Raw genomic sequence first — 18,416 nt, 5'->3', positions numbered from 1 at the left:
CCGGCGGGATCAGGTCGCGTAGTTTCGTGATGCTCTCCCGCCCGCCCTTGAGCGGTCGGACGAACACGCCGAAGGTGTGTACGGCCATGATCCGCACAAGCCTGCCGGAGCGCCGGTCATGCACCGTCTGTCCAACCTGCGGTTCCGACTGCTCACTCATGATCGGCCGCCCATCGTGCGGCATCGGCGAAGCTGTAGAAAATCACCGGCTTACCGTCCGGCTGCTGCACGGGGTGGCTGCCGTTGTGTCGGTCGGCTACGCCCCATAGGTCGAGCAAGGGGGTCCCGTGCTGGGGTGGCATCGGGACGACTCCGTAGCGACGTTCAGTTCGTGCGGCTGCTGGCATGTCGGCTCCACTCGGGAAGGTGCTGGTCCGTACTGATGTAGCGGCCCGTTCGGGCGAGATCAGCGGCCAAAGCGGGGACAGACTGACCGGCTCGGCGGTAGCGTCATAGAACGCCCAAATGTCCCGGGGGACCTCTTGAACACTGCTCTTCGCCGCGCTATGGGCGATGCTCGGTTGAGCGCCCGTCAGCTGGCGACCCGCGTCGGGGTGGCACCTAAGACGGTGGAACGATGGCTGACAGATGAGGCCCTGGTCCCTCACCCACGGAACCGGGCGGACGTGAGCGAAGTGCTAGGGGTGAGTGAAGCGATGCTGTGGCCGAACGTGGTTCGGTCGGCGATCAAGACCGGCCCCGATCGAGAGATCGTCTCTGTCTATCCCTACCGCTCTGCCTGCCCGTCGTCCGCGTGGGGCCAGCTGATCGGTGATGCCAAGGGTGACCTGTTCTTCGCCGGCTACACCAACTACTTCCTGTGGCTGGAGCAGCCGAACTTTCTCGGCACGCTGCGCGCCAAGGCCGAAGCCGGGTGCCGGGTGCGCTTCCTGCTGGGTGACCCCGACGGTGAGACCACGGCGCAGCGTGAGCGGATCGAGGACGTCGCGCTCACCGTCTCCACGCGCATCCGGATCACCCTGGAGAACCTGGCCAAGCTGCGCGGCGTAGAGGGCGTCGAGGCCCGTTACAGCGCCGCTGACGACGCCACCAACCATGTGAGCCTGTCGGTGTTCCGCTTCGACTCTCAGGCCCTCGTGACGCCTCACCTGGCCAGGTTGGTCGGACACGACTCCCCAATGATGCATCTCCGCCGACAGCAACAAGGTGGGATGTTCGACCGGTTCGCAGCACACGCCGAAGAGCTGTGGGAGCGCGCTACGCCCGCGCCTACGGCCTGGTGAATCAGTGCGGCGCGTATCCGCAGGCACTCACCGCCGTCGCGAGCCCCCATGTCGCGCAGCGCCGCCGCTCCAGGTCATTCCCGCCGCAGACTAACGAATGGCCGAACATGTTCAAGGATTGCTCGGCAAACTCAATCGAAGCTTTGCTTGAAGTCATAGGCTATCGCCTGCATGCAAACTCCAAAGAGCCTATCACTTTTCGGCTACTTGGAGAAGATATTAACAGTCCAGACGAAGATCATAGCGCCAAGATTAACACAGACTCCAAACTTCGAGACGAACGAATAGCCACCGCTTGCCTCTCCGCCATATTGCATCGGCCCTTTCTTAAGAGTCTTTGCTTCAGCGAAGATTCCGAGACTTGTGAGGATTAGGACAGGAGCGGCCGCCGACGTGGACCAGCCATCCGGCAGCGAGAGGACAACTCCTACGCCCGCGAGAAACATTATCGGTATTATCTGGGCCACATCGGCCGCAAATCGCAGGTAACTCCGAATAAAGTCATCGCTATAGTGTGGCGAAATCAGTGGCGGCGATTTCAACGATGCATTGCTTCGAGAAATCGATGCAATCACACGGTCAGCCGCTCGTTCGACTAGAATTGGACTCATCAGGCTAGCTATTATCGCGGCCACGAATGGCAGGTAGCGATCCATTTCGATCGCAGCTCATTCGTCACTTGATGCGTCGACAACCAGCGTCACCGGGCCCGCACTCTCGTATAGCCCAATCAGGGATTCGTACCCAGATGCCTGCGCCCGAACTATATCAACGACAACTCGCTGCTGTGGCTCCTTGACTCTCGCCTTGAGCGCGCGAGTACACCAACCCTGGTGGCTCCCAGGAATCCAACCACTTGTGCACCACTTTATGCGAATTGACCGCCCCTGAATGTACCGCACTCCCTTACCATCACAATGACACTCGATGGACATCTCGAAAGGCAGCGGTGATGAATTATCGATTAATACTACGTGCTCCCCGGACGGTTCGATTGAGCAGCCATTCGATGACACATAAGTTTCGGCAGTCTGGAAGCAGTCAGGGAGACCGGGAATTTCTCCAATGCATTTGCCACTTCGCTTCGGCCTCGGCGGTGGATCATTACTCGATAGCTGGGGCTTGCTCATATTGACCAACCGTCCGTGAAACTGGAGGCAGGTGGTCACCCCAGTCCATGCTGTCCTGCGGAATCTCGTTCTCAATGATGTGGTGCATCATGTCGACCGTATGTTTTCCACCTGTAGCCGTTACGGCCTCAATGAGGCAGTTGTAGCCAATCCTGCGCCCAAAAGCAGTTATCAGCTGTATCGAGTCAGTGGAACCTGCAGACGGGAGCACATGGAAAGCGAGCCCAATCTTTGCGAGATCAAATCGCGCAAAGCGGCATTCCCTATCGAGCCGCTCCACCGGAATGGCGTCCAGCGCTTTGATGATTTCCTTCGAGTCGCCGCCCAGCATTTTCCCATTCAGCGAGATCGTGACGCGTCTCTTCCCGCGCCGAGGCGGCAGACGCTGACACAAGCTGATGAAGTCGCTCGCGTGGCACGCGCCGGTCCAGCTGAACAGTAGGTCGGGCCCACGAAGATCGATGATGACAGACTCGTCCTCAGGCAGCTCCAAGTGCCGAAGTTCGCCGTGTGGTGTGGCGACATCTCGAACCGAATAACCCATCGGGGGTCCTCCTGAGGCGGGACTCTCCTCCAACGTAGCTCGATCAGAGCCGCTGTACATTCGGACGCCCCGGAGGGAGCGTGTGCGGTCCCGCCGAGCGAGCCTACGGCTACTGCCCCGAGGTTGCCCAGACTCCGACGGGGCACACCTCGACGTCTTGACCATCTCCCTGTGCCAGCGCCTCGGAATCGGCCAGGGACTGATGGGGTTGGATGAGGACATGGCTTCTCGTGCACGTGTCCGCGCCCCCGAGCTGGTCGGCGCCGGTGGATGGCTCAACACAGGCGGCAAGGAACTCAAGCTTGCCGACCTGCGAGGTAAGTGTGTCGTACTAGACTTCTGGACGTTCTGCTGCATCAACTGCCTCCACGTCCTGGACGAACTCCGGGAGCTGGAGGAGAAGCACCGCGACACCGTGGTGATCGTCGGCGTGCACTCGCCGAAGTTCGTGCACGAGGCCGACCACCGGGCCGTGGTCGACGCGGTGGACCGCTACGAGGTGCACCACCCGGTGCTGGACGACCCGGAGCTGGCCACCTGGAAGCAGTACGCGGTGCGCGCCTGGCCGACCCTGGTGGTGATCGACCCCGAGGGCTACGTGGTGGCGCAGCACGCCGGTGAGGGCCACGCGCACGCGATCGCCCGGCTGGTGGAGGAGTTGGAGGCGGAGCACGCCGCGAAGGGCACGCTGCGCCGCGGCGAGGGCCCGTACGTGCCGCCGGAGCCGACCGCCGGGGACCTGAAGTTCCCGGGGAAGGCGGTGCGCCTGCCGGACGGGCACTTCCTGGTCGCGGACTCCGGCCACCACGCGCTGGTGGAGCTGGCGGAGGACGGCGAGAGCGTGGTGCGGCGGATCGGCGACGGCGAGCGGGGGCTGCGGGACGGCGCCGAGCCCCGGTTCAGCGAGCCGCAGGGGCTGGCGCTGGTCCCGGCCGGGCTGGAGCTGGGCTACGACGTGGTGGTGGCGGACACCGTGAACCACGCGCTGCGCGGTGTGCGGCTGGCGGACGGCTCGGTGACCACGCTGGCCGGGACCGGTCGGCAGTGGTGGCAGGGTTCGCCGACCGGGGGGCCGGCCCTGGAGGTGGACCTGTCCTCGCCGTGGGACGTGGCGTTCTTCGACGGCCGGGTGTGGATCGCGATGGCGGGCGTGCACCAGCTGTGGGCGTTCGACCCGGTGGCGGGCACGGTCGAAGTGGCGGCCGGCACCACCAACGAGGGCCTGGTGGACGGCCCGGCCGCGGAGGCGTGGTTCGCGCAGCCGTCGGGCCTGGCGGTCTCGGCGGACGGTGAGCGGCTGTGGGTCGCGGACTCGGAGACCTCGGCGGTGCGCTGGGTTTCACGTGAAACGAAGGAGGTGCACACGGCGGTCGGCACCGGCCTGTTCGACTTCGGGCACCGGGACGGCGCGGCCGGTCAGGCCCTGCTCCAGCACCCGCTGGGGGTGACCGTCCTGCCGGACGGCTCGGTGGCGGTCTCCGACACCTACAACCACGCGCTGCGCCGTTTCGACCCGGTGTCGGGCGAGGTGACGACGCTGGCGACGGACCTGCGGGAGCCGTCGGGCGCGGTGCTGGTGGACGGGGACATCGTGGTGGTGGAGTCGGCCCGGCACCGGCTGACCCGGCTGCGGCTGCCCGAGGAGGCCGTGCGGGTGGAGGCGGTGGCGCACCGGACCCAGCGGGCGGCGACCGAGGTGGCGCCGGGCGCGCTGCGTCTGGACGTGGTGTTCCGGGCGCCGTCCGGGCAGAAGCTGGACGAGCGCTACGGTCCGTCGACCCGGCTGCTGGTCTCCTCGACGCCTCCGGAGCTGCTGCTGGCGGGGTCGGGTGCGGACACCGACCTGTCGCGGGAGCTGGTGCTGAACGGGGAGGTCGCCGAGGGCGTGCTGCACGTGTCGGCGATGGCGGCGTCCTGCGACGACGACCCGGAGATCGAGTACCCGGCGTGCCACGTGCACCAGCAGGACTGGGGCGTGCCGGTGCGGCTGGCCGGGGGCGGGGCGACCCGCCTGCCGCTGGTGCTGGCCGGCCTGGAGTAGTCCGCTGCGGCAGGGAGCCCCGCCCCGGGGCTCCCCGAGCCGTTCTCAGCCCTCCAGGAAGGCCTTGATCGCGGCGGCCAGCAGGAACGGGTCGTCGGCGCCGCACAGCTCGCGGGCGGAGTGCATGGACAGCGCCGCGATGCCGCAGTCGACGGTGGTGATGCCGAGGCGGGCGGCGGTGATCGGGCCGATCGTGGTGCCGCAGGGCATGGCGTTGTTGGAGACGAAGGTCTGCCAGGGCACGCCGGCCTTCTCGCAGGCGGCGGCGAACACGGCCCGGCCGAGCGCGTCGGTGGCGTACCGGTTGTTGACGTTGACCTTGAGGATCGGGCCGCCGTTGGGCATCGGGTGGTGGCCGGGCTCGTGGCGCTCGCTGTAGTTCGGGTGGACGGCGTGGCCCATGTCGGAGGAGAGGCAGACGGTGCCGGCCAGGGCGCGGGCGCGGTCCTCGGCGTTGCCGCCGCGGGAGTGGACGCTGCGCTCCAGGACGTTGCCGAGCAGCGGGCTCTGCGCGCCGGTGTCGGACTCGCTGCCGGTCTCCTCGTGGTCGAAGGCGGCGAGCACCGGGATGTGGGGCAGGTCGGCGCCGGCGACGGCGGCGACCGCCGCGGTGGCGGCGTGCACGGACAGCAGGTTGTCCAGGCGCGGGCCGGCCAGCAGCTCGCGGTCGCGGCCCAGGTAGCAGGGCGGCTGGACGTCGTGGGTCATCAGGTCCCAGCCGGCGATGTCGGCGGCCGCCACGCCCGCCCGCTCCGCGACGTACTCGACCAGCGCGCCCTCGGTGACCTTGCCGATTCCCCAGATCGGCGTGAGGTGGCGCTGCTTGTCGAGCTTGAGGCCCTCGTTGACCTGGCGGTCGAGGTGGATGGCGAGCTGCGGGACGCGCAGCAGCGGCTCGTCGATCTTGACCAGCCGGGTGGTGCCGTCGCGCAGCGCGAGCCGGCCGGAGAGGCCGAGGTCGCGGTCGAGCCAGGTGTTGAGCGGGACGCCGCCGTAGATCTCGACCGCGATCTGCCGCCAGCCGGCCGACCCGGTGTCGGGGACGGGCTTGACCCTCAGGTTGGGCGAGTCGGTGTGGGTGCCCACCACCCGGAACGGCGTCGCCGGGGTCGCGCCCTCGGGCACGTACCAGGCGATCAGCGCGCCGCCGCGGATGAGGTACCGGCCGCCCGTGGCCCCGTCCCAGGCGTCGGTCTCCTGCACGCGGCGGAAGCCGGCCTTCTCCAGCCGCTCGGCGGCGCTCGCCACGGCGTGGTACGGCGACGGAGAGTCGCGCAGGAACGCGATCAGGTCGTCGGTGTGCGTCCGGTCGAAGGAGGCCGTTCGGGCGGCGGTCGACATGTTGCTCCTGAGTTGAGGGAGATCGGCAACCGGATGGGGGACCGGCTCCGCCCCGAGCATATGCCCGTACACGGACAGGACAGCGCTATCCCGCCAAGAGTGACAGAACAGTGAAGGACCGTCACACACAGCAGGGCCCGGCGGGTGCCGGGCCCTGCGTGTTGAGGGTGTGTCAGGTGGTTCGGGCGGGCCTAGAAGGCCTCCTCCGCGAGGTCCATGATCTCGTTGTCCACGCCCTCGGCGATCTTCCGCTGCGAGGTGGTGGTCGGGAGGACGTTGCGGGCGAAGAAGCGGGCCGCGGCGACCTTGCCCCGGTAGAAGGGGACGTCCTTCTCCGAGGCGCCGGCCTCCAGCTTGGCCAGCGCGACGGCGGCCTGGCGGAGCAGCAGCCAGCCGATCACGACGTCGCCGGAGACCATCAGCAGGCGGGTGGTGTTCTGGCCCACCTTGTACATGTTCTTGACGTCCTGCTCGACCGAGGACAGGTCGGCGAGCAGCTTGCCGACGATGGCCTCCAGGTCGCCGGCGGCCTTGGCGAGCGCGGCGCGCTCGTCGGCCAGGGCGTCGCCGCCCTCGCCGGCGCCGAGGAACTTCTGGATCTGCTCGGAGACCGCGGTCAGCGCCTGGCCGCCGTCCTTCACGATCTTGCGGAAGAAGAAGTCCAGGCCCTGGATCGCCGTGGTGCCCTCGTACAGGGTGTCGATCTTGGCGTCGCGGATGTACTGCTCGATCGGGTACTCCTGCAGGTAGCCGGAGCCACCGAAGATCTGCAGGGACTGGGCGAGCTGCTCGTAGGACTTCTCCGAGCCGTAGCCCTTGACGATCGGCAGCAGCAGGTCGTTCAGGCGCTCGGCGGCCTCGTCGTTCTCGCCGCGCAGGCGGGCGGCCAGCAGGTCGTCCTGGACCGAGGCGGTGTAGAGGACCAGGGCGCGCATGCCCTCGGCGTACGCCTTCTGCTGCAGCAGCGAGCGGCGGACGTCCGGGTGGTTGGTGATGGTGACGCGCGGCGCGGTCTTGTCCATGAACTGCGAGATGTCGGCGCCCTGCACGCGCTCCTTGGCGTACTCCAGCGCGTTCAGGTAGCCGGTGGACAGGGTGGCGATCGCCTTCGTGCCGACCATCATGCGGGCGAACTCGATGATCTTGAACATCTGGCGGATGCCGTCGATCTTCTCGCCGAGCAGCCAGCCCTTGGCCGGGTGCTTGGCACCGAAGGTCATCTCGCAGGTGTTGGAGGCCTTGAGGCCCATCTTGTGCTCGACGTTGGTGGCGTAGACGCCGTTGCGCTCGCCGAGCTCGCCGGTCTCCCAGTCGAAGTCGTACTTCGGCACGATGTAGAGGCCGAGGCCCTTGGTGCCGGGGGCGCCGCCCTCGGGGCGGGCCAGCACCAGGTGGATGATGTTGTCGGACATGTCGTGCTCACCGGAGGTGATGAAGCGCTTCACGCCCTCGATGTGCCAGGAGCCGTCCTCCTGCTTGACCGCCTTGGTGCGGCCGGCGCCCACGTCCGAGCCGGCGTCCGGCTCGGTCAGCACCATGGTGGCGCCCCAGAGGCCGTCGACCATGCGCTGGGCGACCTTCTGCTGCTCCTCGGTGCCCTCGTCGAAGACGACGCCGGCGAAGGCCGGGCCGGAGGAGTACATCCAGATGGCCGGGTTGGAGCCCAGGACCTGCTCGGCGTACGCCCAGACCAGCGAGGACGGGGTGACCTGGCCGCCGATGCCCTCCGGGATGCCCAGGCGCCACCACTCGGCGTCCATGAACGCCTGGTAGCTGCGCTTGAAGGTCTCCGGGATCGGAGCGGTGTTGGTCTCCGGGTCGAAGACCGGCGGGGTGCGGTCGGCGTCGACGAAGGACGCGGCCAGCTCGTTCTCGGCCAGGCGCGAGATCTCGCTCAGGATGTTCTTCGCGGTCTCGACGTCCATGTCGGCGAACGGACCGGTGCCGTACACCTGGTCGCGGCCGAACACCTCGAAGAGGTTGAACTCCACGTCCCGCAGGTTGGACTTGTAGTGACCCATGACCGTTTCTCCGGTTCGTCTGCTTCCGCGGGCCCGCCGGCTCGGCGCGTCCCACTTACCCACCAGTAGGGACCATGATGCTACCCGTTGGTAACTTGTTCAAGCCCTTCGGGACGAAAGGCCTATGAACGTGGTCACGTCCCACAATGCCGCCCCGGGCCGCATTGTGCGGATCACCGCCCCACGAAAGACCGTCCGCCCGATAGCCTTGTTCCCGTGTACGGCTACGAGCAGACCGCCTACCAGGGCGACCCCTACCAGCAGCAGCAGATGCAGCAGGGGATGAACGGCATGCCCGGCGCCGGCCCGTACGGGGACCCGCACCAGCAGGGCGCCCAGCAGCAGTCCCTGTACCCGGAGCCGTCTCCGCCGTCCCTCGCCGACGCGGTGCGCGCCTTCACCACCGGCTCGATGGCGGTCGAGGACTTCCAGGCCATCTTCATCACCTCCAAGGTCTACTGCCCGCGCGGCGACCGCCCCGGCTTCCTCGCGCTGCACAACACCCCGACCCCGGTGATCCCGATGTTCAGCTCGCTCAAGGAGCTGAAGCGCTACGCCGGCAAGGAGTCCAAGCACTTCAGCGTCACCGGCGCCGAGATCCTCGACCTGCTCCCCACCGGCTACGGCTTCGCCCTCGACATGGAGGGCGAGCACCGGATGGTCTTCGACGCCAAGGCCGTCGAGCAGATGGTCGACTTCACCATGCGCCGGATGTACGGCTAGTCCGTACCGCCGTCGGGGCCACCCCGCCGGCCGCGGCGGCGTGCCGTCCGAAGGTCCACCCGGGCCTACCGGCGGTCCGCGCCCTCCCCCATGGCCTCGACGTTGCGGGCGATGCGTTCGAGGACGGCGATCGCGGTGCGGTAGTCCTCGTCGGGGACGCCTTCGGCGGCCAGCCGGCGGAAGGCCCGGACCTTGGCGCCCACCTCGGTGAGGCAGTCGCGGCCGGCGGCGGTCAGGGCGAGCGCGCCCGGGGCGGGGCGGGTGAGCCGGCCGTCGGCGAGCAGCGCCTCGACGGCGCCGGCCAGGGCGGCGGGTGTCGCGTTGGCGGCGAGCAGGCCGGCCACGGCGGCGTCGCCGGCCCGCGGGTCGTCGTGGACCGCGTTCAGCACCTGCCAGCCGAGCCGGGTGAGGCCGTCCTCGGCGAGCATCGCGTCCATCCGGGTGGTGAGGGCGCGGTCGGTGCGGTTGAGCCAGTACCCGATCGGGCGCATGGCGGGCTCCTCTCGAAGGTGTCGCCGGTCAGACGGCGGTCCGCCCGGGGGCGAAGGCGTCGGCGTGCTCGGCCGCCCACTGGCGGAAGCTGCGGGCGGGGCGTCCGAGCAGGGTGGCGGTGGTGTCGGCCACCGCGACCGGCTCCGCGTCGGCCCGCTGCCAGAAGTCGAGCAGCGAGCCGACCAGCGGCGCGGGCATGAAGGCGGAGAGCTGCCGCTCGGCCTCGTCGCGGGTGATCCGTTCGACCGGGATCTCGCGGCCGAGCACGTCGGCGAGGACGGCGAGCTGCTCGCGGAAGGTGAGCGGCTCGGCCCCGGTGAGGGTCAGCGCGCGGCCGGCGAGGCGGCCGCCGGTGAGCGCCTCGACGGCGATGTCGGCGATGTCCTCGGGGTGGACGGGCACCACGCCGGCGTCCGGGTAGGGCAGCTGGACCGGCTGGGCCCGGGAGACCGGGTGCGCCCAGCCGAGCGCGTTGCTGGCGAAGGCGTCCGGCCGCAGGAAGGTGGCGGTCAGGGCGGAGCCGGCGAGGGCCCGCTCGACCCGCAGGTGGTGGTCGGCGAGCGGGTCCTCCTCGGGGTCGGGGCCGAGGACCGCGGAGGAGGAGAGCAGGACGACGTGCTCGACGCCGGCCGCCCCGGCCTCCTCGATCAGTGCCCCGATGCCGGCCGGCTCGGGGTAGAGGAAGACCTGCCGGACGCCGCGGAGGGCGGTGGCGAAGGTCTCCGGCCGACCGAGGGCCAGTTCGACGGTCTCGACTCCGGTCGGGGCGGCCAGCTCGGCGGGCCTGCTGCCGGCCACGCGGACCGGGAGGCCGGCGGCGTGCAGACGGGTGGTGACGGCTCGGGCGATCCGGCCGCGGCCGCCGGTGACGAGGATGGTCACGGTGGACTCCGATCAATTCATTGCTGATGACATATGCATGATGTCCTGCACACGTTTTCATGTCAACACATGCCTTCACCCCGTCACGCACCCGTAGACTGACGGCATGACGAACCGCGAGCCCGCCACTGACGAGGACCTGCTGAACGCCGTCGGTCCGGCGTTCGGGCGACTGCGCCGCTCCTCGCTGCTGGACGTCGAGGACCCGATCAGCCAGAAGGACCTCAGCCGCACCCTGGTGCTGCGGATCGTCCAGGAGGCGGACCGCCCGGAGGAGGGCCGGGGGCCCGGCGGCGCCCGCGAGGTGACGGTCGGCGCGGTCGCCGACCACCTGGGCGTGGACCCCTCGGTGGCCAGCCGGATGGTGTCCGACTGCATCGCCTCGGGCTACCTGGTGCGCGCCGCCTCGCAGCAGGACGGCCGGCGCACCGTGCTGCACCTGGCCCCGGGCGGCGAGGAGCTGATGGACCGCTTCCTGCGCCACCAGCGCGCGGCCTTCGACCAGATCACCGCGGACTGGAGCGATCGCGAGCGGCTGGACTTCGCCCGCCTGATGCTGAAGTACGTCGAGGCCCAGGACGCGCTGCGCGGCAAGGGGCGGTAGGGCGGGCGGCGGCGCGGGCACGGCCGGGAATGGCCAGAGGTAGTTCAATGTTCAACCTTGCGAGTGGTTGAGAGTTGAACTACTCTGGACCCAGGCCAGTAACCCCGAAGGAGGCCGACATGCCCGCCGTGACCGTCGAGAACCCGCTGACCCTCCCGCGCGTCGCCACCCCCGACCCGGTCGGTGCGGTCGCCCGCCCGGCGATGACGGTGGTCACCGCCCCGGAGGGCTTCGAGGGCGAGGGATTCCCGGTGCGCCGGGCCTTCGCGAAGGTCAACACCAAGTACCTCGACCCGTTCATCATGATGGACCAGATGGGCGAGGTGGACTACGCGGCCGGTGAGCCCAAGGGCACCCCCTGGCACCCGCACCGCGGCTTCGAGACCGTCACCTACATCATCGACGGCACCTTCGTGCACCAGGACTCGCACGGCGGCGGCGGCGTGATCACCGACGGCGACACCCAGTGGATGACGGCCGGCTCCGGCCTGCTGCACATCGAGACCCCGCCGGAGTCGCTGGTGATGTCGGGCGGCCTGTTCCACGGCCTCCAGCTGTGGGTCAACCTGCCCGCCTCGGACAAGATGATCACCCCGAAGTACCAGGACATCCGCGGCGGCAGCGTCAAGCTGCTGACCACCGAGGACGGCGGCGCGCTGATCCGCCTGATCGCCGGCGACATCGCCGGCCACCAGGGCCCCGGCGCCACCCACACCCCGATCACCATGATCCACGTCTCGGTGAACCCGGGCGCCGAGGTCACCCTCCCCTGGCGGTCCGACTTCAACGCCCTCGCGTACGGCCTGGCCGGAAGCGGCACGGCCGGCACCGAGCGCCGCCCGTTCCGGATGGGCCAGGCGGTCGTCTTCGGCGACGGCGACTCGCTGACCGTCCGGGCCGACGAGAAGCAGGACTCGCGCAGCTCCACCTTCGAGGTGGTCCTGCTCGGCGGCCTGCCGATCCGCGAGCCGGTCGCCTGGTACGGGCCGTTCGTGATGAACAGCCACCGCGAGCTCCAGCAGGCCATGGAGGACTTCCAGGCCGGCCGTCTCGGCACCGTCCCGGCCGACCGGAACTGACCGGCCCGGCCGTCCGCAGGCCCCGGCCGCCCGTGACGGGCGGCCGGGGCCTGCGGCTTTCCCGACGGCACCGAGGACCTGGGTCCGCATCGGGCGTCGGGAAGGACACAACCTGACATCACCGGCCGCCGGACACCGGCCCGGGTCCTACGGTGAGGCCGAACCGAGCGAACCTCCGCACCACCGAACCCCCGAGGGGCACCACCATGGCGATCAACGGCGATCCGCTGACCGGCAAGCTCGTCCGACTGCGCGAGCTGCGCGAGAGCGACCTCCCCCGGCTCGCCGACTGGTGGCGGGATCCCGCCCTCGCCGTCCAGCAGGTGACCGGGCCGGTCCACCCCCAGCCGGACGGCGCGCTCGCCGAGATGTTCCGCGCCTGGAGCCGCAACACCGGCGGCGACCTGGGGCTGAGCGTCGAGACCGTGGAGACCCGCGAACTCGCCGGCCACATCACCCTCTACGGCGCCAACCCGAAGGACCGCGCCGCGACCCTGGCCATCGTCATGGGCCCGCCCTTCCAGGACCGGGGACTCGGAACCGACGCCCTGCGCACCACCATCGGCTACGCGTTCGACGAACTCGGACTCAACCGGGTGGAGCTGACCGTCAACAGCTACAACGCCCGGGCGATCGCCGCCTACGCGCGGGCCGGGTTCGTGGAGGAGGGCCGCCGCCGGGAGGCCGTGTACCGCTCCGGCGGCTGGCACGACCAGGTGCTGATGTCGGTGCTGCGCCGCGAGTGGCCGCCGGCCGGCGCCTAGCACCTCCGCGACGACGCCTCCGCCGGGTGCGCCTCAGAAAGTGTTGGGTAATTGATCAACTGCTTGGTGTGATGCCCTGGCGGTGATCTTTGCGGCCACGGTGTCCGTGAAGATCACCGCCATGTGTGTCTGTGCGTGCAAGCCTTCCTATTCCTCGTCGTTGACGGATGCCCAGTGGGCGGTGATCGAGCCGCTGCTGCCGGTGCGGGATCCGCGCAGGGCGGGTCGGCCGCTGAAGTTCCCGCGCCGGCTGGTCGTGGACACGGTGCTGTATGTGCTGGTCAGCGGTTGCGCCTGGCGGTTGGTGCCGCACGATCTGGCCCCGTGGGACGCGGCCTACCGGTGGTTCCGGGCCTGGACTGCGGACGGCACCTGGAACCGGGTCCACGACACGCTGCGCGAGCGGGTGCGGGTGGCGGACGGGCGGGATCCGCAGCCCTCGGCGGCGGTGCTGGACTCGCAGTCCGCCCGCAGCCACCAGGGCGGGCAGGCGGTCGGCTACGACGCCGGCAAACGGGTGCGGGGCCGCAAGCGGCACCTGCTGGTGGACACCTGCGGACTGGTGCTGCGGGCGGTGGTGCACTCGGCCTCGGTGCAGGACCGGGCGGGCGCGAAGTTGGTTCTCGCCGGGATCCGGAGCTCGTTTCCGCAGGTCGGGCTGGTCTGGGTGGACGGCGGATACGTGAACGTGGTCGACGCGGGACTGGTCGGCTGGGCGGCCGAGCACGAAGGGCTGGAGATCGTTGCGGTGCCGCGCAACGCCGATGTGAAAGGGTTCCAGGTACTGCCCCGCAGGTGGGTGGTCGAGCGGACATTCTCCTGGCTGGGACGGTGCAGACGGTTGGCACGGGACTACGAGCGCAAGACCGCGCACGCCGAAGCGATGATCAAGGTCGCGATGATCCGGCTCATGGCCGCCCGCCTCGCCGGCGAGGAGATCGAACCGCACGGTCCCATCGAGACCGAAGCGGCCCGCCGCCTCGCCGACGACCTCAAGAACGAGTAATCATCCGATTACCCAACACTTTCTCAGACGCGGGCGTAGAGGGCGGAGGCGTCGTCGTGCGCCTTGCCGCGCGGCCAGCGCAGGCAGTCGGCGTCGGAGCGCTCCGCCGCGCGGACCCGGGAGATCAGCTCGGCGGGCCCGGATTCGGCCAGCAGACGGACCGCGTCCGCCCAACTGCCCAGGTCGAAGCGGTCGGTGAAGCGGGCGGCACCGTCACTGAGGGCGGCGACGCCGTGCAGGTCGCCCAGCTCCACGAAGCCGGTCTCGGCGTGCTCGGCGGCCCTCGGCGAGGCGGCGGCGATCCACGGCCCGTGGCCGGTGTTGCGGACCGCCCGCACCGCGAGCGCGTACCGCATGTGCAGCGCGGCCCGCTCGGCGGAGCCGGGCACGGTGGTCCAGATCTGCCGGCGCAGCGTCTCCCCGGCGGGGAAGCGCTGGTTGTCGCCGAGCACCCGCGGCGGACCGTCCTTGAGGTGCAGGACCAGCAGCGAGTCGCCGAGCACCAGGTACTCCAGCGAGCCGCCGTGCAGCCGGGCCGCGACCACCATGGCGGCCGGGGTGTTGGGGTGCGCCAGGTCGCAGCGGCCGCCGTGCAGGGCGGCCGTCTCCGCGATGGCGTCGGAGAGGCACTCGGCGATCGACCGGTCCGAGCGGTCGGTCATCCGGGCCAGCAGGTGCACGCCGAGCCGGCGGACGTACCAGGCGATGCCGTGCCGGCAGCCCGACTCCAGGCCGGCCGGCGAACTGGAGCCGTCCAGCAGCACCAGGGCCTCGGAGGAGGCGGCGGCGAAGTCCTCGTTGACGCGGTCCGGGCGGCGGGGCTCTCCTGCGAGGTCTACCTGCATGCCACTCAGTCTGCGCACCGGGGCGCGCCCGGGGCCAGGGGTCGGACCGTGATCCCTCGAAAGATGAGCCTCCGATGGCGGAAAGGGATGATACGGACATATCGTCCAGAAGACGACTGCAGTGTCCTGGGAGGAGTTTTCCGATGGTGTGGCAGTTCTTCGTCCTGGTGATCGCCTCGATCGGCTTCCCGACCCTGGCGCTGCTCTACATGATCGGCGGCCTGGAGTACCACGACCGGCGGCAGCCCTGAGAAACGATGGTCCGTCAGCGCGGCGGACGTGGCAGGGTGTGCAGTGCACATCAGCACCGGCTCGCGTCCAGGAGGTCCCCGAATGAGCAGTGAAGCAGCCGAACCGGCGGAGGCGACGACCGAGGCCGACACCGCCGCTGCGGCCGAGACCGCCGAGCCGGACGACGTGAAGGCGAAGTTCCTCGCCGCGCTGGAGCGCAAGGGCGGCGGACACGGCGGCGCGGCCGGCACGGGCGGCGGGTCGAAGATCCACGGCGCCCACGCGGCGGCCGGCGGCAAGCGCACCTTCCGCCGCAAGAGCGGCGGCTGACCGACCACCTCCCGAGCGCCGGCCGAGCGGCCGGCGCTCCGTGCCGTCCGCACCGGCGGGGCGGGTCCTTCGGGGCCCGCCCCGTCGGCGTCAGCGGGCGGGGGCGGGGGCAGGGGCGGGGACCCCGGCCGGAGCCGGCTCGGCCAGGAAACCGACCGCGTTGTCGACCACGGTCGGCTCCGCGACGATCCGGCGGTGGCCCAGGCCCCGGGTGGTGAGCAGCCGCAGGCGCTCCCCGTACGCGGCCTGCAGCCGACGGGCCTGGCCGTGCGGGACGACGTCGTCCTGCTCGTCGTGGACCACCAGGATCGGCAGCGGGACCTCCCCCGGCGCCCGGCCGGCGTCGAACACCCGCAGCGGGTCGGGGGTGCCGGGGAACAGCTCGCGCTCGATGCGGCGTACCAGTTCGCGCCGGATCCGGTCGTTGACGCCGAGGCCCGCGCAGAAGCCGTCCACGACGAAGGTGAAGTCCGAGACCCCGGAGAGGGCGACCAGGCGCTCGGCGGTGACGCCCGTGCGCAGCGCGTGAAAGGCGCACAGGACGCCGAAGGAGTGCGCGACCACCCCCTCGAAGTGCCCGTACCGGTCCTGGAGCCGGCCGATCAGTTCGCGGTACTCCAGGATCGTGGTGCCGCGGCCCTCCGAGTCGCCGTGGCCCGGCGCGTCGAAGCCGACCGGGCTGTAGCCGAGGTCCAGCAGGCGGGGGATCCAGTCGGCGAAGCGCGAGGCCCGCGACCGCCAGCCGTGCAGCAGCAGGACCGGGCGGGTGCCGTCGCCCCAGCGGTACGCGACCACCCGCTTGCCGTTGACGGCGAGCTCCTCGGTGGCGGCGCGGGCGTGCACGTCGAGTTCGGCGCTGCGGACGCGGCTGCGGCGCAGCGGGCGGCAGAAGAGCGCGAACGCCGCGCGGCCCGCGAGCGAGGGGGACAGCAGGGAGGTGGCGTTCAGGGCGGTGCGGACGGCGGCGTCGATCGGGGCCATGGTCTCTCCACGGAGCTGCGGCGAAGGGCGGACCTTGCTGCGACGAGATATTAGCACGACCGTTCGTGCAGTTTTTAGGGTGCGGCAGCAGGCCCGGGAGCCGGCGGCGGGGTCAGGCGGCGAGCAGACGGCGGACGGTGCGGGCGGCCCGGTCGTAGCGGGACGGGTCGTCGTGCAGCAGGCTCTGCGCGTTGGCCGTCTCCAGCGCCGCGATCAGCAGGAACGCGGTGTCCACCGGGTCGGTGCCGGCCGGCAGCTCGCCCGCCGCGGCGGCGGCGCGCAGCAGGTCCTCCAGGTTGCGCTCCCAGGCGAGCGCGGCCGCGGCCAGCGCGTCCCGCACCGGGCCCGGCCGGGCGTCGAACTCCGCGCCCACCGCGTAGAAGAAGCACCCGCCGTCGAAGACCCGGTCCCGCGAGTAGGCCAGCCATTGCTCGCAGAGCGCCAGCGCCTTGGCCCGTCCGTCCGGGAGGGCCTCGACCGGGGCGACCACGGCGTCGTAGAACATCCGGCCGGCGGCCCGGACGGTGGCCAGCTGGAGCTCCTCCTTGGAGCCGAAGCCGGCGAACACACCGCTCTTGCTCAGCTTCAGGTCCGAGGCGAGCCGGCCGATGGAGAGGGCGCCGAGGCCCTCGACCGAGGCGATCTGCACCGACCGCGCCAGCACCGCGCGACGGGTCTCGTTGCCCCGCTGCACCCGGCCGTCCGTCGAGGCGTCGACCACCGCGCTCCACCTCCGCCCACCACCCAGCCGCCCGGCCCACCCGTCGGCAGACGCCCAGCCTACGCCGCCGCCGTCCGCCCCGACCCGGCCCCGCACGGCGCACCGCGGGCCGGGTCCACGCCGCGTGTGAAGGACGCGGGGCGTCAGGGGGTGAGGCGGGGGGCGAGGGTGGCGGCGGCGGTGAGGAGGTGTTCGTCGGTGTGGGGGCGGGCGGCGAGCTGGAGGCCGAGGGGGAGGCCGTCCAGGTGGCCGGCGGGGAGGGTGAGGGCGGGGAGGCCCGCGTAGCTCCAGGGGGCGGACATGGCGGGGTCGCCGGTGGAGTCGAGGCCGTGCGGGGCGGGCCCGGTCGCGGCGGGGCTCGCCCAGAGGTCGATCGAGTCGGCGGCGGCGCGGTCGGCGAGGCGGCGGCGGAAGCGGGCCCGGGCGGCGAGTGCGGCCTGGTAGTCGGCCCGGTCGATCTCCTGTCCGCGGCGGATCGCGGCGGCGGTCTCGGCCCGGTACAGCCCCGCGAAGCGGGCGAACAACTCCTGGTGGACGCGCGCGAGTTCGTAGCGGCTGATGACCATCAGGTGTCGGCGCAGGTCGTCCAGGTCGGGCAGCGCGTCGACCCGCCGGACGGGTACGCCGAGCCGGTCCAGGGCCTGCTCGAACGCCTTCCGGGCGGCGGGTGCGACCTGGTCGAGGTAGCCGCCGGTGGGGACGCCGAGGACCGGCTCGCAAGTGGCGGGCCCGCCGGGCGTCCAGCCGTCGCACAGGACGGACGCGGCGAGCTCGGCGCCGGCGAGGTCGGCGGTGAACAGGCCGACGGTGTCCAGGCCGGGCGCGTGCGCGATCACGCCGTCGAGCGGGATCCGCCCGGCGGTGGGGCGGAAGCCGACCACGCCGCAGTACGCGGCGGGCCGGATCACCGAGCCGAGGGTCTGGGTGCCGAGGGCGAGCGGGACGAGGCCGGTGGCGACGGCGGCCGCGGAGCCGCTGCTGGAGCCGCCGGGGGTGTGGGCGGGCCGGTGCGGGTTGCGGGTGGGGCCGGGGGCGGTGACCGCGAACTCGGCGGTCGCCGTCTTGCCCGCGATCAGCGCCCCGGCGGCGCGCAGCCGGGTGACGGCGACGGCCTCGGGCCCGGCGAGGACGCCGGGGGGCAGCACGGATCCGGCGTGCGTGGGCAGCCCGTCGACGTGCAGGACGTCCTTGACCCCGACGGCGACCGCGAAGAGCGGTGGTCGGCCGTCGGGGTCGGGGTGGCGGGCGGCGAGCTGCCGGGCCTGCCCGGCGAGCCGGTCGTAGCGTCCGGGTTCGGGGACGAAGGCCCGGACGGCGGGGTCGATCCGGTCGATCCGGGTGCACAGCTCCTCGACGTGCGCGGCCGGGTCCGGGTGGCCGGCGCGCAGGTCGGCGGCCTCGCGGAGCAGCGGGACGGGCCGGATCAGCGGTTCCATG

At 70.9% G+C, this 18,416-nt stretch carries 17 protein-coding genes; 8 read left to right on the top strand and 9 right to left on the bottom strand.

The genetic code is table 11. The features are described from left to right. The first annotated feature begins 644 nt into the window (after positions 1-644). Complete coding sequence (locus ABEB06_RS20455; RefSeq protein WP_345698315.1) at positions 645-1,244, top strand: XRE family transcriptional regulator; 600 nt, start codon at positions 645-647, stop codon at positions 1,242-1,244. 1,104 nt (positions 1,245-2,348) lie between these two features. Here ABEB06_RS20455 and ABEB06_RS20450 read toward each other — a convergent pair. Then, the gene (locus tag ABEB06_RS20450; RefSeq protein ID WP_345698314.1) at positions 2,349-2,918 is read right to left on the bottom strand and encodes a hypothetical protein; all 570 of its coding nucleotides are present in this window, start codon (positions 2,916-2,918) and stop codon (positions 2,349-2,351) included. Positions 2,919-3,138: 220 nt separating this feature from the next. Here ABEB06_RS20450 and ABEB06_RS20445 point away from each other — a divergent pair, with 220 nt between their 5' ends. After that, the gene (locus ABEB06_RS20445; RefSeq protein ID WP_345698313.1) at positions 3,139-4,959 is read left to right on the top strand and encodes an NHL domain-containing thioredoxin family protein; all 1,821 of its coding nucleotides are present in this window, start codon (positions 3,139-3,141) and stop codon (positions 4,957-4,959) included. A 45-nt stretch (positions 4,960-5,004) separates the two neighbouring features. Here the strand turns inward: ABEB06_RS20445 and ABEB06_RS20440 are convergent, their stop codons facing one another. Both ABEB06_RS20440 and ABEB06_RS20435 read right to left on the bottom strand, forming a co-directional pair. Further along, on the bottom strand, positions 5,005-6,300 hold the full coding sequence (locus ABEB06_RS20440; protein ID WP_345698312.1) for a M18 family aminopeptidase: 1,296 nt from the start codon (positions 6,298-6,300) through the stop codon (positions 5,005-5,007). A 191-nt stretch (positions 6,301-6,491) separates the two neighbouring features. Next, complete coding sequence (locus ABEB06_RS20435; RefSeq protein WP_345698311.1) at positions 6,492-8,321, bottom strand: acyl-CoA dehydrogenase; 1,830 nt, start codon at positions 8,319-8,321, stop codon at positions 6,492-6,494. 216 nt (positions 8,322-8,537) lie between these two features. Here ABEB06_RS20435 and ABEB06_RS20430 point away from each other — a divergent pair, with 216 nt between their 5' ends. Then, the gene (locus ABEB06_RS20430) at positions 8,538-9,044 is read left to right on the top strand and encodes an SseB family protein (protein WP_425559661.1); all 507 of its coding nucleotides are present in this window, start codon (positions 8,538-8,540) and stop codon (positions 9,042-9,044) included. Between the two features lie 65 nt (positions 9,045-9,109). Here ABEB06_RS20430 and ABEB06_RS20425 read toward each other — a convergent pair whose 3' ends face one another. Together ABEB06_RS20425 and ABEB06_RS20420 are read right to left on the bottom strand one after the other, a co-directional pair. Then, positions 9,110-9,535, bottom strand: coding sequence for a MarR family transcriptional regulator (locus ABEB06_RS20425; RefSeq protein ID WP_345698310.1), 426 nt, complete (start codon positions 9,533-9,535; stop codon positions 9,110-9,112). A 28-nt stretch (positions 9,536-9,563) separates the two neighbouring features. Beyond that, positions 9,564-10,418: an NAD(P)H-binding protein gene (locus ABEB06_RS20420; protein ID WP_345698309.1), complete on the bottom strand. Its 855-nt coding sequence runs from the start codon at positions 10,416-10,418 to the stop codon at positions 9,564-9,566. 106 nt (positions 10,419-10,524) lie between these two features. On the opposite strand from ABEB06_RS20420, the gene ABEB06_RS20415 reads away from it, so the two are divergent. From ABEB06_RS20415 to ABEB06_RS20400, 4 genes are all read left to right on the top strand, one after another. After that, complete coding sequence (locus ABEB06_RS20415; protein ID WP_345698308.1) at positions 10,525-11,022, top strand: MarR family winged helix-turn-helix transcriptional regulator; 498 nt, start codon at positions 10,525-10,527, stop codon at positions 11,020-11,022. A gap of 119 nt (positions 11,023-11,141) precedes the next feature. Then, positions 11,142-12,101, top strand: coding sequence for a pirin family protein (locus ABEB06_RS20410; protein WP_345698307.1), 960 nt, complete (start codon positions 11,142-11,144; stop codon positions 12,099-12,101). A 206-nt stretch (positions 12,102-12,307) separates the two neighbouring features. Continuing rightward, entirely contained in the window at positions 12,308-12,865 is a 558-nt protein-coding gene (locus ABEB06_RS20405; RefSeq protein ID WP_345698306.1) for a GNAT family N-acetyltransferase, read from the top strand. 121 nt (positions 12,866-12,986) lie between these two features. After that, complete coding sequence (locus ABEB06_RS20400; RefSeq protein WP_345696298.1) at positions 12,987-13,871, top strand: IS5 family transposase; 885 nt, start codon at positions 12,987-12,989, stop codon at positions 13,869-13,871. Positions 13,872-13,894: 23 nt separating this feature from the next. Here the strand turns inward: ABEB06_RS20400 and ABEB06_RS20395 are convergent, their stop codons facing one another. Further along, complete coding sequence (locus tag ABEB06_RS20395; protein WP_345698305.1) at positions 13,895-14,716, bottom strand: protein phosphatase 2C domain-containing protein; 822 nt, start codon at positions 14,714-14,716, stop codon at positions 13,895-13,897. Positions 14,717-15,049: 333 nt separating this feature from the next. Here ABEB06_RS20395 and ABEB06_RS20390 point away from each other — a divergent pair, with 333 nt between their 5' ends. Next, positions 15,050-15,277, top strand: a complete 228-nt coding sequence (locus ABEB06_RS20390; RefSeq protein ID WP_345698304.1) for a DUF5302 domain-containing protein — start codon at positions 15,050-15,052, stop codon at positions 15,275-15,277. Positions 15,278-15,367: 90 nt separating this feature from the next. Here the strand turns inward: ABEB06_RS20390 and ABEB06_RS20385 are convergent, their stop codons facing one another. The 3 genes from ABEB06_RS20385 to ABEB06_RS20375 all read right to left on the bottom strand — a co-directional run bounded on the left by ABEB06_RS20385 (position 15,368) and on the right by ABEB06_RS20375 (position 18,415). Next, a complete protein-coding gene (locus tag ABEB06_RS20385; RefSeq protein ID WP_345698303.1) occupies positions 15,368-16,258 on the bottom strand; it encodes an alpha/beta hydrolase in 891 nt (296 codons plus the stop codon). Between the two features lie 112 nt (positions 16,259-16,370). Continuing rightward, positions 16,371-16,979, bottom strand: a complete 609-nt coding sequence (locus ABEB06_RS20380; RefSeq protein ID WP_345698302.1) for a TetR/AcrR family transcriptional regulator — start codon at positions 16,977-16,979, stop codon at positions 16,371-16,373. A 143-nt stretch (positions 16,980-17,122) separates the two neighbouring features. Beyond that, the gene (locus ABEB06_RS20375; RefSeq protein WP_345698301.1) at positions 17,123-18,415 is read right to left on the bottom strand and encodes an amidase; all 1,293 of its coding nucleotides are present in this window, start codon (positions 18,413-18,415) and stop codon (positions 17,123-17,125) included. Position 18,416 lies beyond the last annotated feature (1 nt).

Source organism: Kitasatospora terrestris (assembly GCF_039542905.1).
Taxonomy (GTDB): Bacteria; Actinomycetota; Actinomycetes; order Streptomycetales; family Streptomycetaceae; genus Kitasatospora; species Kitasatospora terrestris.
This window is presented reverse-complemented; position numbering and strand designations above follow the sequence as displayed.